Annotated in this window: 11 protein-coding genes; 6 read left to right on the plus strand and 5 right to left on the minus strand. The window is 70.4% G+C overall.

Features of this window, described 5'->3' with window-relative positions; genetic code table 11:
• Positions 1–179: 179 nt before the first annotated feature.
• The 3 genes from ACQPZX_RS17575 (at position 180) to ACQPZX_RS17585 (ending at position 5,158) form a co-directional block, all read left to right on the plus strand.
• Complete coding sequence (locus tag ACQPZX_RS17575) at positions 180–1,586, plus strand: diguanylate cyclase (RefSeq protein WP_433381703.1); 1,407 nt, start codon at positions 180–182, stop codon at positions 1,584–1,586.
• A gap of 35 nt (positions 1,587–1,621) precedes the next feature.
• Positions 1,622–3,169, plus strand: a complete 1,548-nt coding sequence (locus tag ACQPZX_RS17580) for a M1 family metallopeptidase (RefSeq protein WP_433381706.1) — start codon at positions 1,622–1,624, stop codon at positions 3,167–3,169.
• Positions 3,170–3,250: 81 nt separating this feature from the next.
• The gene (locus tag ACQPZX_RS17585; RefSeq protein ID WP_433381709.1) at positions 3,251–5,158 is read left to right on the plus strand and encodes a potassium transporter Kup; all 1,908 of its coding nucleotides are present in this window, start codon (positions 3,251–3,253) and stop codon (positions 5,156–5,158) included.
• On the opposite strand, the gene ACQPZX_RS17590 is transcribed toward ACQPZX_RS17585, so the two are convergent.
• Positions 5,133–5,687 (minus strand): TetR/AcrR family transcriptional regulator, encoded by a 555-nt coding sequence (locus ACQPZX_RS17590; protein ID WP_433381712.1) that lies wholly within the window; start codon positions 5,685–5,687, stop codon positions 5,133–5,135. The two genes, ACQPZX_RS17585 and ACQPZX_RS17590, sit on opposite strands and share 26 nt — an antisense overlap.
• Positions 5,688–5,722: 35 nt before the next feature.
• On the minus strand, positions 5,723–6,277 hold the full coding sequence (locus ACQPZX_RS17595; protein WP_433381715.1) for a TetR/AcrR family transcriptional regulator: 555 nt from the start codon (positions 6,275–6,277) through the stop codon (positions 5,723–5,725).
• A gap of 49 nt (positions 6,278–6,326) precedes the next feature.
• On the opposite strand from ACQPZX_RS17595, the gene ACQPZX_RS17600 reads away from it, so the two are divergent.
• Entirely contained in the window at positions 6,327–7,259 is a 933-nt protein-coding gene (locus ACQPZX_RS17600; RefSeq protein ID WP_433381718.1) for a zinc-dependent alcohol dehydrogenase family protein, read from the plus strand.
• Here ACQPZX_RS17600 and ACQPZX_RS17605 read toward each other — a convergent pair.
• The gene (locus ACQPZX_RS17605) at positions 7,249–7,911 is read right to left on the minus strand and encodes a TetR/AcrR family transcriptional regulator C-terminal domain-containing protein (protein WP_433381720.1); all 663 of its coding nucleotides are present in this window, start codon (positions 7,909–7,911) and stop codon (positions 7,249–7,251) included. The two genes, ACQPZX_RS17600 and ACQPZX_RS17605, sit on opposite strands and share 11 nt — an antisense overlap.
• Before the next feature lie 88 nt (positions 7,912–7,999).
• Here ACQPZX_RS17605 and ACQPZX_RS17610 point away from each other — a divergent pair, with 88 nt between their 5' ends.
• A complete protein-coding gene (locus tag ACQPZX_RS17610; protein ID WP_433381723.1) occupies positions 8,000–9,424 on the plus strand; it encodes an MFS transporter in 1,425 nt (474 codons plus the stop codon).
• Here the strand turns inward: ACQPZX_RS17610 and ACQPZX_RS17615 are convergent.
• A complete protein-coding gene (locus tag ACQPZX_RS17615) occupies positions 9,421–10,068 on the minus strand; it encodes a class I SAM-dependent methyltransferase (RefSeq protein ID WP_433381726.1) in 648 nt (215 codons plus the stop codon). The two genes, ACQPZX_RS17610 and ACQPZX_RS17615, sit on opposite strands and share 4 nt — an antisense overlap.
• A 777-nt stretch (positions 10,069–10,845) precedes the next feature.
• Complete coding sequence (locus ACQPZX_RS17620) at positions 10,846–11,457, minus strand: hypothetical protein (RefSeq protein WP_433381729.1); 612 nt, start codon at positions 11,455–11,457, stop codon at positions 10,846–10,848.
• An 84-nt stretch (positions 11,458–11,541) separates the two neighbouring features.
• On the opposite strand from ACQPZX_RS17620, the gene ACQPZX_RS17625 reads away from it, so the two are divergent.
• Complete coding sequence (locus tag ACQPZX_RS17625) at positions 11,542–14,793, plus strand: S8 family serine peptidase (RefSeq protein WP_433381732.1); 3,252 nt, start codon at positions 11,542–11,544, stop codon at positions 14,791–14,793.
• The last annotated feature ends 30 nt before the right edge of the window (positions 14,794–14,823 follow it).

The raw sequence follows: 14,823 nt of genomic DNA on the forward strand, positions 1-14,823 counted from the left end.
CGCACCCCCGGGTGACAAGCGCCCGACAGCAAAGTGCCGGTGAAGTTCCTGGTGCCTACCCCGCCGACAGGAGAACGTGTATCAGGGGTCGCGCTGAGCCAGAGGGGGAGGCTCAGCGGGTTCCCGATCACCCGCCGGGGTTCGCTCAGGCGGGTGATCGGGCTGCCGATTGCCCTGGCGTGTGGAAAGCCGTCGGCGCGGTCCTGTTCCTGACCGGAGCGCTGGTCACCGCGTTGACGCCGGACTCCGTCCCGGGTCAGGCGGCGTACCTGATCTGCTTCGCCGGGCTGACCGCGGCGGCGTGGGCGACCGCGCTGCACCGGACGGCCGGCGGCCGTACGCCATGGGTCTTGATCGCCGCGGCCGTGACCTCCTGGCTCGGCGGCGATGTCACCTGGGCGGTTCTGCAGCTCACCCACGCCGAGACCGACGTGGGCGTGCAGGACCTCTTCTGGCTCGCGGGGTATCCGCTGCTCGCGGCGGCGATGCTCAGCATCGTGCGGCGGCGCGGCCCGGGACGCGGGCGCGCGGCGTTGCAGGACGGTCTCACGCTCACCACGGCGGCCACCGTCGCGGCCTGGCAACTTTTCATCGCGCCCAACCTCGACGGCGACGCGCTGGCGGTCTTCGTCGGCGCGCTCTACCCGGTCGGCGACCTCGTGCTGCTCGCCGCGGTGCTCTACCTCGTGCTGTCGCCCGGCCGCACCGGCCTGCCCGGCAAGCTGCTGGTCGCCGGCATCGGGCTCATGCTGTTCCTGGACACCGGGATCACGCTGGTCACCGCCGACTGGGCGGCCGTCGACGTGGACCGGCTCAACGGCGCGCTGCTGCTGGCCAACGGGCTGGCCGTAGCGCCGCTGCTGCTGCGCGAGCGCGACCTGCTGGTCCGGCCGGTCCGCGCCGAGGTGGCGAGCCTGCACCCGGCCCGCCTGATCTTCCTGGGGATCGCCCTGCTGACCGCGCCGGTCACGGCGGTGGCGCAGGGCGCCGCGCCGGCCGGGGAGCGGGTCCTGCTGCTGATCGCCACCGTGACCACCGTGGCGCTGTGCCTGGCCCGCTTCACCGGCGCGGTGCGCGAGCAGGCCCGGGCCCAGCAGAGCCTGATCCACCTGGCCGGCCACGACAGCCTCACCGGCCTGGCCAACCGGCGGGCGCTCAGCGAGCGGCTGGCGGCCGGCCTCGAGGGGCTCGTGCTGCTCTACATCGACCTCGACGGCTTCAAGGCGATCAACGACGAGCACGGGCACGCGGCCGGCGACGCGGTGCTGGTCGAGGTGGCCCGGCGGATCCGCGGACAGGTGCGTTCGTCCGACCTTTGCGCGCGGCTGGGCGGCGACGAGTTCGCCGTGCTCGGCGAGGGACTGTCATCCGCCGAGGCGGAGCGCATCGAGTACGCCTTGAGCGAGCCCATCGTGGTGCCGGGCGCGGTCGTGCGGGTGGGCGCCAGCGTCGGCATCGCTTCCACTGCAGAATGCATCGACGGTGATGATCTCCTGTCGCGCGCCGACCAGGCGATGTTCGCGATCAAGCGGGCCCGACGAACGACCACTGTGGCTCGCCCCGAAAAGCCGTACTCAATGATCTAGATCTATTGTTACGCTCGGCGGCCATGAGAGCTTCTTTGAGTAATCTCAGACCCCGCCTGGTGGCCGCCGGATCGGCAGTGCTGCTCGGGCTGGCGGGCTCCGCCATCGCGGTCGGACCGGCCTACGCCGGCGGGCATCACCCCACGCCCGGCGCCCCGGGGATCGGCGACCGGCTGTATCCGTTGCTCGGCAACGGCGGATACGACGTCCTCAACTACGACCTGCGACTCACCTACCCCAAGAAGGACCCGGCCCAGCAGATCCGGGGCGACGTGACGATAACGGCGGTCGCCACGCAGTCCCTGTCCCGCTTCAACCTGGACTTCGGCGGCGACGGCGTCGGCAAGGTCTCGGTGAACGGCCGCACGGCCAGGTTCACCCGCGACGGCGACGAGCTCGTCGTCACCCCCAAGTGGCCGCTCGACAAGCACCGCCGCTTCACGGTGACCGTCTCCGGCTTCACGGCCACCCCGATCGCGCCCAACGCCAGCTCCCCGGCCGGCTTCGTGGTGACGCCCGACGGCACGGTGATGGCCGGTCAGCCCGACCAGTCGCACCAGCTGTTCCCGAGCAACGACCACCCGCGCGACATGGCGACGTACACGATCAGCATGACCGCGCCGGTGGGCTGGAACGGCATCGCCAACGGCGTCCTGGTCCGCAAGTCCCAGCACGGCGGCTACGTGACCTCGACGTACCGCGAGTCGCACCAGATGGCCAGCGAGCTCATCCAGGTGGCGGTCGGCGACTTCGGCGTCTACTGGCGGCAGCCGGTCAACGGCGTGCCGGTCCGCGATGTCGTGCCGCCGCGGCTGGCCGCCGAGGTGCTGCCCAAGGCCGCCGACGAGCGTAACCAGATCGCCTACATGGAGAAGCACGTCGGCAAGTACCCGTTCGACAAATACGGCTCGCTCGTCATCGACGGCGACCTGGGCTTCGCGCTCGAGACGCAGGGCCTGTCGCTCTACGACACGTCGTTCTTCAGCCTGCCGCAGTTCGTCCTCGACCCGATCCTCAACCACGAGCTCGCGCACCAGTGGTTCGGTGACAGCGTCGCGCCGTACGAGTGGAGCGACGTCTGGCAGAACGAGGGACACGCCACCTGGTACGAGGTGCTCTACTCCTACGACAAGGGCACGCTGCCCGACTACGGCGGCGCCGCCACCCTCGAGGAGTACTACAAGCGCGTCTACGCCCGCGGCGACCTCTACCGCGCCCGCTACGGCCCGGTGGCGCACCCGCTCAAGGCCGACGTGATCTGGGACGTCTTCAACCCCAACGTGTACGACGGGGGAGCGCTCGTCCTGTTCGCCCTGCGCCAGCAGATCGGTGTGCGGAACTTCGAGAAGCTCGAGCGGGCCTGGGTCGCGAAATACCGCGGCAAGTCGGCCTCCTCGCAGGACTTCATCAACCTCGCCTCGAGGATCTCCGGGCAGCATCTGCAGGCCTTCATGACCGCCTGGCTCTACGGCACCAAGACGCCGCCGATGCCCGGCCACCCCGACTGGACGGTGAACCCGGTCACCCCAGCCGCCGCATCCGCCTCGCTCGCCCCGCTCTCCGCCGGGGCGGCACACCGCTGAACCCGCCCGGCGGGTTCTCCCGAACGTGGGGACATCCGGGACGTAGTGTCCCGGGTGTCACCCATGCGAGGGAGGAGCGCCGTGCAAACAGGCGCTAAGGACACGGTGCGACTGGCACTGGTGATCGGCGCGCTCGGTGTCGTCTTCGGCGACATCGGCACCAGCCCGATCTACACCCTGCAGACCGTCTTCAACCCGGACGACCCGCATCCGGTGCCGGTCAGCACCGACAACGTCTTCGGCGTGGTGTCGCTGATCTTCTGGTCGGTCATGTTCGTCGTGACCATCACCTACATCTTCCTGGCCCTGCACGCCGACAACGACGGCGAGGGCGGCGTGATGGCCCTGATCACGCTGCTGCGCCGGTCGGCCTCCAAGCGCGGCCGGAAGGCGGCGATGTGGCTCGCCGGGCTCGGCATCTTCGGCGCCGCGCTGTTCTTCGGCGACAGCATGATCACGCCGGCCATCTCGGTGCTTTCCGCGGTCGAGGGGCTCAAGCTGGTCGAGCCGTCCTTCGACAAGGCGGTCGTCCCGATCACCGCGGTGATCATCGTGGTGCTCTTCCTGGTGCAGCGGCGCGGGACCTCGGCGGTCGGCCGCGTCTTCGGGCCCATCATGATCGCCTGGTTCGTGGTCATCGGCGCCCTCGGCGTCACCGGCATCGCCAAGCACCCCGCCATCCTGGAGGCGCTCTCCCCGACGTACGCCCTGGGCTTTCTCTTCGGTCATTTCCACATCGCGTTCTTCGCGCTCGCCGCCGTGGTGCTCTCGGTGACCGGCGCCGAGGCGCTCTACGCCGACATGGGGCATTTCGGCCGCCGGGCGATCTCCCGCGGCTGGCTGATCCTGGTCCTCCCGGCCTTGATGCTGAGCTACTTCGGCCAGGGCGCCCTGATCATCGACGACCCGGCGAACATCAGTGGCCCGTTCTTCCTGCTCGCCCCGGAATCCCTGCGCCTGCCGCTGGTCCTGCTCGCCACCGCCGCCACGATCATCGCGGCTCAGGCCGTGATCACCGGCGCGTTCTCGGTCACCTCCCAGGCCGCCCAGCTCGGCTACCTGCCGCGGCTGCGCGTCGTCTACACCAGCGAGCAGGAGATCGGCCAGATCTACGTCCCGTGGATCAACTGGCTGCTCATGGTGTCGGTGCTGACGCTGGTCTTCGCGTTCCGAAGCTCGGCCGCGCTCGCGTACGCGTACGGCATGACCGTCACCGGCACGATCACCATCACCACCCTGTTGTTCTTCTACATCGCCCACCAGCGGTGGAAGACGCCGCTGTGGCTGCTGATCGCCGGCGCCGTCGTGCTGCTCTCGATCGACCTGCTGTTCGTCGCGGCCAACCTGACCAAGCTGCTGCACGGCGCCTGGCTGCCGCTGCTGATCGCGCTCACCGCGTTCACCGTCATGACCACCTGGCAGAAGGGCCGCGAGGTCGTCACCGCGGAACGCCGCAAAGCCGAGGGCTCGCTCAGCGAGTTCATCGCCCAGCTGCGCGACAAGGCGGCCTCGATCGCCAAGGTCTCCGGCACCGCCGTCTTCCTCAACCGCGGCAACCAGAGCGCGCCGCTGGCCATGCGCGCCAACGTCGAGCACAACCACGTACGGCACGAGCACGTCCTGATCATCTCGATCGAGACCCTGCCCGTGCCCCGGCTGCGCGACGAGGACCGGATCGAGGTCGACCCGCTCGGGTACGAGGACGACGGCATCTTCTTCGTGAGCCTGCGCTTCGGCTACGCCGAGACCCAGGACCTGCAGGCCGCCCTGAAGCTGCTCGACCCGGCGACCACCGAGGGCCGCCTCGACCTGGAGAACGCCTCCTACTTCCTCTCCAAGATCGAGCTACGCCGCGGCGACGGCCGGACGATGGCGGCGTGGCGCAAGCGCCTGTTCATCGCCACCTCCTACATCACCGCGGACGCCGCCGAGCACTTCGGCCTGCCGCGCGACCGTACGGTGATCATGGGGTCGCATATCGAGGTCTGAGCCCTTCCAGGAGCGTTCCCACCACGCGCCGCACGTCGTAACGCGGATCTTTGTCGGCCCCGATGCACAGGTTGCCGACGGCGTACATCAACTCGAAGGCCCCGATCCTGCTGCCCGCGGCCTCGACCAACTCGTCGCCGACCGGCACCAGCCGGTCGAGGAACCAGGCGTGCAGGCTCTGGAACGCGGCGTCGTCGGACTGCAGCGCCTCGGCGAGCCCGTGCTTGGTGACCAGGAAGTCGACGAAGAGGTCGATCCAGCTCGCGAGAGCCGCGTACGGGGTGGGGCTCTCCCGCAGCAGCCGCGGTCCCGCCTCGGCGCAGGCCTCGACCTGATGCCGGTAGACGGCGACGACCAGGTCGGCCCGGGTCGGGAAATGGCGGTAGATGGTGCCGACGCCGACACCCGCCCTGGCCGCGATGTCCCGCACCGGCACGTGGACCCCGTCCTCCACAAATGCCGCGGCGGCGGCGTCGAGCAGCGACTGCTCGTTGCGCCGAGCGTCGGCCCGCTTCTTCGACTCCACCATGTGCCCTCTTTTTCTCCAGCAATCCCGACGGGTCGTCAGGCCCTGAGCGCCCGGATCGTCAGCTCGGCGAAGCGTCGCGACGCCGCCACCCGGGCCTCGGGCGACGTCGCGCGCAGCCCGGTGTTGGCAGCCAGCATCAGGATCAGGTCGTCCACGGTCACGTCCGCGCGCATCCGGCCCGTCGCCCGGGCACGGCTCGCCAGCTCCGCCAGAGCCGCCAGGGATCGCGACCGGGCCGCCGTCAGATCGGCGTGGGAGAAGGCGGCGGCGAAGCCCCAGTCGCGGGCGTGCAGCTCGCACAGCCGGGCTATCGCCGTGCTCAGGCCCGTCCACGGGTCGGCGGCGGCCAGGCCCTCCTCGAGGACGGCGTGGCAGGCGTGCAGCTGCTCCGCGAACGCCTCGGTGACCAGCGCCTGCTTGGTGGGAAAGTGGCGATAGAGCGTCGCCGGGCCGACGCCGGCCCGGCGGGCTATCTCGCGCAGGGGCACTTCCAGGCCCTCGGCGGCGAACACCGCGCGGGCCGCGACGAGGATGCGGTCGCGGTTGTCGCGGGCATCCGAGCGCAACGACTGAGTCAAAGTGCCGGTCACTCTCCCACTTTAGCTAAGCGGACGCCCCCGTCCGTTAGCGTCGATCACCATGAAGGCTGTCGCGATCAAGAAGTTCGGTGGCCCCGAGGGGCTCGCGGTCATCGACCTGCCCACCCCGGCGCCGGGGGAGAACCAGGTGCTGATCGCCACCGAGGCGATCGGGGTGGGCGGCGTCGACGTGGTGATCCGGCGTGGTGACCTCGCCGCCTACGGCTTCCGGGAGGGGCACGTCCCGGGCGGTGAGGTGGCGGGAACGGTGACCGCCGTCGGCGAGGACGTCGACCCGGCGTGGCTCGGGCGGCGGGTCTGGGCGTTCACCGGGACCGGCGGCGGCTACGCCGAGCGGGCGATCGCGCCGGTCGGTGAGCTCGTGCCGCTGCCGCCGAGCCTGTCCGCCGTCGACGCCGTGACGCTCGGCAGCGCCGGGGTCGTCGCCCATTTCGGGCTCGCCCACGCCCGATTCGGCCCCGGCGAAGCCGTGCTGGTGCGCGGCGCGGCGGGCAGCATCGGGATCGCGACGGTTCAGCTGGCCGCGCGCGGCAAAGCGGGCGTCGTGGCCGTCACCACCTCCTCCCCGGAGCGCGGCCGCCGGCTGCGCGAGCTGGGCGCGACCCACGTGGTGGATCGCGCCGGGAGAGAGGGCCGCTACGACGTCATCATCGACGTGGTCGCGGGCCAGGACCTGTCGTCGTTCCTCGACCGGCTCAACCCCGGCGGCCGCCTCGTCGTGGTCGGCGCGGTCGGCGGCCAGCCCCCGGCCGACTTCGGCACGAGGCTGATGGCGGCGTTCCAGAAGTCGCTGACCTTCGCCACCTTCAGCGCCGCCACCGTGCCCTCGGAGGCGCGCCGGGCCGTCCGCGAGGAGCATTTCGGGAGCCTGAAGGCCGTTGTGCACGAGGTGTTGCCTCTCGACCAGGCCGTGCTGGCGCACCGGAAGATGGACGCCGGAGAAGTCTTCGGCCGGATCGTCCTCACGCCCTGAAGCTGGTGATGCCGGCCAGGATCAGGTCGACGCCGGCCAGGAACTGCTCGCGGTCGTCGTGGTCGCGCAGCTGGGTGGCCACGTTGCGGAGGAACGGGAAGTCGGCGGCGTCGAGCTTCTCCCACGCGGCCGACTCGGCGCCCAGCACGTCGCTGCGGCTGGTGCCCGGATCCTGGGTGCGGGCGTTCGCGGCGTTCTGGCCGGCCACCCCGAGCACGTAGTTGAGCAGCGCCGACGCCGCGTTGAACTGGGCCTGGTCGGGGACGCCGAGCGCCTGGACCTGGCGGCCGAGGCGTTCGAAGACGCGCAAGGTCGTGGACTGGGACGCGGGACGGGACATCTGGGCGCCGACCCACGGGTGGGCGTCGATCGCGTCGAAGACGCCCAGCGCGACCTTCCGGACGGCCTGCGCGGGGGTCTCGCCGGCCGGGTCGGCGGCCAGGGTGCCGGCCAGGACGGTCTCGGTGGCGACGGCCAGCAGCTCGCTCTTGTTCGCGACGTGCCAGTAGATCGCGCCGGGGCCGGTCCGCAACCGGGCACTGAGCGCCCGGAAGGTCAAACCGCCCTCGCCGGCCTCGTCGAGCAGCTCGACGGCGGCCTCGACGATGCGCTCGCGGGACAACGCTTCTGTGTTCCTCGTCCTAGTCGCCATACCCCATCTTGACACGTCTGGAATGCCGTTCCATAGTTGGATCGTGGAACGCCGTTCCAGAGATATGCCCGGTCGAAGGGGGTTTGCCATGAGTGTCGATGTCCTGGAGGCGCCTGCGAAGGCGCGAGCCACCTCGCTGCGGGCTGTCTGGCCCGCGATCTTCGGGCTGTCGGTCGTCTTCCTCGTGGAGATGCTCGACAACTCGGTTCTCAACGTCGCGCTGCCGACCATCGCCCGCGAGCTGAACGCCTCGGCGTCGGACCTGCAGTGGATCACCTCGGGGTATTCGCTGCTGTTCGGCGGCCTGATGATCGCGTTCGGCGCCATCGCCGACCGGTTCGGAACCCGCCGCATGATGCTCATCGGGTTGGGCCTGTTCGCGCTCGCCAACCTCGCCGTCCTGGCCGTGCGGACCCCCGGCGAGCTGATCGCCGTCCGGGCCGCGGTCGGCATCACCGCCGCGATGACCGCGCCCGGGACCATGGCGCTGTGCTTCCGCCTGTTCGACCAGGAGAACCTCCTGATGCGGGCGACCGGCGTGATCTCATCGGTCGGCCTCATCGGCCTGGCCGCCGGGCCGACCCTGGGCGGGCTGATCCTCCAGGTCCTGCCGTGGCAGACGCTGCTGGTCATCAACGTGCCGATCGCCGTGCTCGCGGTGCTGTGCATCCGCTTCGGCATCCCCGCCGACCGTCCCGAGCACCGCAACTCCGCGCCACTCGACCTGCCCGGCGCGCTGCTCGGCACCGCCACGATCATCCTCGGCCTCTGGACCGCCACCCTGGTCGTCGAGGACGGATGGGGCAACACCAAGCCGTGGCTGGCCGCCGTCGGCGCCTTGCTCAGCGCGATCGGTTTCGTCGTACGGGAAAAGCGCACCTCCCACCCGATGTTCGACTTCGCCCTGATCAAGCGCCCGCAGGTGTCCGCGAGCCTCGCCTACCAGGGCGCGCTCGGCCTCGGCCTGGCCGCCCTCACCTACAGCGTCACCCTCCAGCTGCAGCTCGTCTGGGGCTGGTCGCCGGCCGAGGCCGCGCTCGGCAACCTCCCGCAGATCATCACCATGCTCGCGCTCGGCCCGTTCGTCGAGAAGATCGTCGACAAGCTCGGCACCCACCGCGCCGGCCCGCTCGGCGCCGCCGCGGTCATCGCCGGCCTGCTCCTGTACGCGCTGATGGGCCGCCAGGGCTACGCCTGGATCGCCGTCGCGCTCGTCCTCACCGCCGCCGGAATGCGCGTAGTCATGATCATCGCGTCCGTCACGGTGATGCGCGGCCTCCCCGAGGACCGGCAGTCGATCGGCGCCGCCCTCACCGACACCAGCCAGGAGATCGCCAGCAGCATCGGCCTGGCCGTCACCGGCACCATCGTCGCGGCGGCGCTCACCGGCTCCCTGACGGACGTCGGCGCGAGCCCGCACAGCTTCGAGAACGCCATCACCATGGCAACGCTGGCCCTCACCGCCGTCTGCACCGTGATGGTTACCTGGGCCGCCCGCCGCGCCGCTTCCTAGACCCCTTTGCGGACCAGCATGTACCCGTACGAGGGCTCCGACCCTTCGGGTGGCGTGCTGCCCTGGAAGATGAGCTCGAACCCGGCGGCCGCGAAACGGTCCTCCATCTCGCGGGCCGAGAGCCAGTACCGGTCGAAGTCGATGCCGAAGCTCTCGACGCGGCCGCCGGGAAGGTTGCGGTGCACGTTGCCGTCGCCGTGCTTGAACGCGGTCACGAGGTATCCGCCCGGCTTCACCACCCGGGCGAGCTCGGCGAAGGCAGTAACCCTGGCGTCCGGCGCCAGGTAGATCAGCGAGAACCAGCACACCACCCCGGCCAGCGACGCGTCCTCGAACGGCAGCTCCCGCAGGTCGGCGACCTCGTAGGCGAAGCCTGGGTTGTCCCGTTCTGCCACCTCGACCATCCCGGGCGAGAGGTCCACGCCGCGAGGTGACAGGCCACGGCCCGCGAGATAGGGGAGAAGGCGCCCGGTGCCGCAGCCCACGTCCGCGACCTCCACGCCGACGGCCAGCGTCATCTCGGCGAACAGGTCCAGCATCGCCCGCTCGACCGGCATGCTCTCCAGCAGCCCGTCCAGGTTCTTCGCATACCACTCGGAGAGCACGTCATGCGCGTGTCGAAGTTCCTCGGTACTGGCGTCCATTCCCCGTTCGAACCCTCCCCGTCGAGACCGTCGCGGCGGGGAATCTACACCCGCTTGCCCGAGACCGGGGCTCACCATGCCGTCCGCGCGCTTCACGCTCGTCGTCGGGCGCTCACGGCCTCACGGCCTCGCCCTCGCGGCTCCACCCTCACGGCCCCGTTCACGGCCGCGCCCACGGCCCTGCTCACGGCCGGCCCTGCTCACGGCCCGCCCTCCCTGGGGGAAGCCCCCGCAGGCCATTCTCCAGGAAAACGGGCGCGGTCATGGGACGGGCCGTGTTTGCCTGTGGACAACCCGCGATTGTGGACAACTGCCTCGGCCATGGCGGCGAGCTCGCGCCGGCGAGACCTTGATGACTCACCGTTCGGAGCGAGCAGCAAGTCATCAACCCTGCCGGCAAGCGGTGCCCCAGTCTGCGGTGCTTCGTGAGTGGCGGGAGACCTTGATGAATCGCCGTTCGGGGTGAGCGGCAAGTCATCAACTTCGCGGGCAAGTCGAGCCCAGTCTGCGGCGCTTCCTGAGTGGCGGGAGACCTTGATGAATCGCCGTTCGGGTTGAGCGGCAAGTCATCAACCTCGCGGGCAGGCCGGGCTCCAGGCTCCGGCGCGCCTTGCAGGTGCGAGACCTTGATGAATCAGCGCTCGGAGCGAGCGGCAAATCATCAAGCTCGCCCGGCAAACCCGGCCCCAGTCTGCGGCCGGCCCTGAACGGCGCGAGCGCTTGATGAGTCGCCGTTCGGAGCGGACGGCAAGTCATCAAGGCGCGGCGGCCGCTGGGTCAGGCGACGGGTGAGCGGCTGCCTCCGTGGGACGCCACGAGCGCGTCCGCCACGGTGGCCGCGTCAGCGTCGGCGATGTCGGCCGGGTGCTCCGGCAGGAGGTCGTCCCAGACGACCAGCCATGAACCGTACAGCTGGGACTGGCCGAGCGGACGCGCGAAGAACCACAAATGCAAGTGCGCGGCCCCGTCCCCGATGCGGTAGACGTGGGCCCGGGAGATGTGTGGCACGGCCTGCATGTGGCGGACGATGCGGGTGGTCAGCAGGCCGAGCTCGGCGGCGAGGGAGTCGGGCAGGTCGGCCAGGTCGTGGTGGTCGCGTGGATACAGCATGAGCGCGAGCGGGACGCCGACGCCGGTGACTCGGGCCAAGCGCCAGTTCTCGGTGAACCAGATGCCCTCGTCCCGCGCCCGGCAGATCTTGCAGTCGGCCGGGTCCTCGCCGTGCCGGGCGGGCTCGGGCACGACCGGCGGGCGCAACGGGGAGACGCGCAGGCCGTCCTGCTCGAACGGGCTGATGTCCCAGCCGGTCATGCGGGCGAGGGGGAGCCGGCGCTCGTCGTCGGCGGCGGCGAGCGCGTGGTCGTAGAACTCATCTGGATCAAGGGCCATAGCGCCGAGACTAGTCGCGCAGGTTGCACGCATTTGCAAGTGTCTATGCGGAGCCGGGAGGGGCCCGGCACGGGGAGGCACGCGATGCGTCGACGAAGACTGCATGCCGTACTGCTTGTTGCGACACTCACCGTCACCGCACTGCAAGCGCCCGCGGTAGCGGCGCCGGCCGGCGAGGCAACCGCCGGTAGCAAAGCAACGGCCGTCAAGCCCACCACGGTCACGCTGATCACCGGCGACCGGGTGACGATCCGCGGGAAGAACGCCTCGGTCACGCCGGGGCCGGGGCGGCAGAAGATTCGCTTCCTGAGTCAGACGATCGGCAACCATCGGTACGTCATCCCGTCCGACGCGCTCGGGCTGCTGCGGGCCGGGCAGGTGGACAAGCGCCTCTTCGACGTCAGCCTGCTCGACTCGAGCGGAGATCTGCGCCTGCTCATCTCGTACGGGAAGAACAGCGCAAGCGTCGCACGCAGCGCGACCACCGCGGGCGGAGCGCGAGTGACGCGCGACCTCCCGGCCCTGACCACCCTCGCGGCCCGCGCCGACCTCACCGAGCGTGTCTCGCTATGGTCGTCGCTCACCAAGGGTGAGGCGTTGCGGCCGGGCATCAGCAAGGTGTGGCTGGACGGCAAGCGCAAGATCAGCCTGGATGTCAGCGTGCCGCAGATCGGGGCGCCGACCGCGTGGCAGGCGGGATACGACGGTGCGGGCGTGAAGGTGGCCATCCTGGACACCGGCGTCGACCAGACGCACCCGGACCTCGCGGGGCAGATCGCGGGGACGCAGAACTTCACGACCACGGCGACCGTCGACGACGAGGTGGGGCACGGCACGCACGTGGCCTCGATCATCGCAGGGACGGGCGCGGCGTCGGGCGGGCGCTACAAGGGTGTCGCGCCGGGCGCCAAGCTGCTGATCGGCAAGGTGTGCGAGACCGAGTTCTGCGACGACTCGGCGATCCTCGCCGGCATGGCGTGGGCCGCCGCGAACGCGCCCGTGATCAACATGAGCCTGGGCGGGTTCGACACGCCGGAGATCGATCCGCTCGAGCAGGCGGTGCAGGACCTGACCGCGCAGTACGACACGCTGTTCGTGATCGCGGCCGGCAACGACGGCGGCAAGGGCACGGTGGGCTCGCCGTCCACGGCCGACGACGCGCTCTCGGTCGGCGCGGTCGACGACGAGGACCAGCTGGCGAGCTTCTCGAGCCGCGGGCCGCGCGCGGGCGACCACGCGCTCAAGCCGGACATCACCGCGCCGGGCGTGGACATCGTGGCGGCGAAGGCCAAGAACGGATTCATCGGGGACCCGGCGCCGGTCGACGGGTACGTGTCGCTGTCGGGCACCTCGATGGCGACCCCGCATGTGGCGGGCGCGGCGGCGATCCTCACGCAGGAGCACCCGGCGTGGTCGTCGAAGCTGCGCAAGAACACGCTGATGGGCTCGGCGAAGCCGACCGCGGGCGTGAACGCGTTCGACCAGGGCGCGGGGCGGGTCGACGTGGCCCGGGAGATCACCCAGACCGTCACGGCGGACGAGGGCAGCCTGAGCTTCGGCATCCAGGCGTGGCCGCACGGTGACGACAAGCAGGTGACCAAGACGGTGACCTATCGCAATTCGGGCGATCAGGCCGCGGAAATCACGATAAATCAGACACAGGCGCCGTTCACTGTGGCCGACACCCACCTGACCGTCCCGGCGGGCGGCACCGCATCCACCACGGTCACCGCGAACACCAACACCACGGCGGTCCCCGATGGCCCGGTCGGCGGCTACCTGACCGCCACGGCGCCCGGCGGAATCCAGGTGCAGACCCCGCTCGGCGTCGACAAGGAGGTGGAGAGCTACGACGTCACGATCGAGTTCACCAACCGCGACGGCACCCCGAACGCCGACCACTACATGGCGCTGTTCAATCTCGACACGTTCGAGTCGTTCGACGTCTTCACCGCCGAGCCGGTCGCCAAGCTGCGCCTGCCCAAGGGCCGCTACGGCGCGTTCGCCTGGATCAACAACGGCGAGGACGACGTCAGCATGATCGTCGCGAGCGAGCTCGTCGTCGGCAAGGCCATGACGATCGCCGCGGACGCGCGCAAGGCCAAGGCGGTGCGGGTCACGCCGCCGCAGTCCGGGGCGGGCACGCTGCTCGCCGCGGTCAACGGCGACTGGACGGGCGAGGACTTCGGCATCTCGGCCAGCCTGCTCGGCCTGACGTTCGACTCGCTCTACGCGGGCCGGATCAACGAGGTGTCCAGCCCGCTCTTCGTGGGCAGCGTGAACGGCTCGTTCGCCGACCCGGGGCCGCAGGAGACGTACCGGAACAGCTCCTACACTGTCGATCTCGCGTACTTCAGTCCCGGAAAGATGTTCGCGGGCCTGGTCAAGGCGCCGAGGCTGAAGGATCTGGCGGTCATCAAGTCGAGCTTCGCCGCCGAGGCCACCGGAGCCGAGGGCGCCAAGGGGAACATGGCGCAATACACCGAGAACAGCGGCGGCTGGATGACCTTCGTGCCGTTCGACCTGCCGTTCCGCCGCACCGAGTACGTCAACACGGAAGCACCCTGGATCGGCGACTTCATGCAGGAGTTGCCGGCCGTCGGCGACGACTTCCCGGAGTGGCTCAGTGAGCAGACCAGCGGCCGCACCGCCCTGCGCGCCGGCCGCACCTACCCGCAGGCCTGGAACGGCGCGGTCTTCGGACCCAACGTCACGCAGCCTCCGTGGGAAGGGTTCTGGGTGACAAGAACACAAGATCACATCATCGCGTACGTGCCGATGTTCGGCGACGGGGCGGGGCATCCCGGCGGGTCCACGGTGGACGACGAATCCATCGCCCTCTACCGCGGGAACACGAAGCTCGGCGAGGGCACCGACTACGACGTGCCACCGGGAACGGCCACCTACCGCCTCGAGGCCAAGTCCACCCGTAGCGCTCCGCACACGCTCAGCACCTCGGTGAGTGGTGTGTGGACGTTCCGGTCGGGCCACGTGGACGGCGAGGCGTTCCGCCGGCTGCCGGTCTCGACGGTCCGGTTCAGCCCGCGGCTCGACGACCGGAACACGGCGCCGGCCGGGTGCCGCTACGAGATCCCGGTGACGGTCGAGCGGCAGCCCGGCTCGTCGGCCGGGCAGGTCAGGTCGCTGCGCGTCGAGGTCTCCTTCGACGACGGCAAGACCTGGAAGCCGGCGTCGCTGCGCGGCTCCGGTGACCACCGGGTCGCGACCGTGCAGCACCCGCGCGGCGCGGCGTTCGCGTCGCTGCGGGCCTCGTCGGCCGACACGAAGGGCAACACGGTGACCGAAACGGTCATCCGGGCGTACGCGTTGCGCTGACGCCACCGGTGACGGGCGGTCACCTCGGGA

This window comes from Actinoplanes sp. CA-142083, from assembly GCF_050942195.1.
Taxonomy (GTDB): Bacteria; Actinomycetota; Actinomycetes; order Mycobacteriales; family Micromonosporaceae; genus Actinoplanes.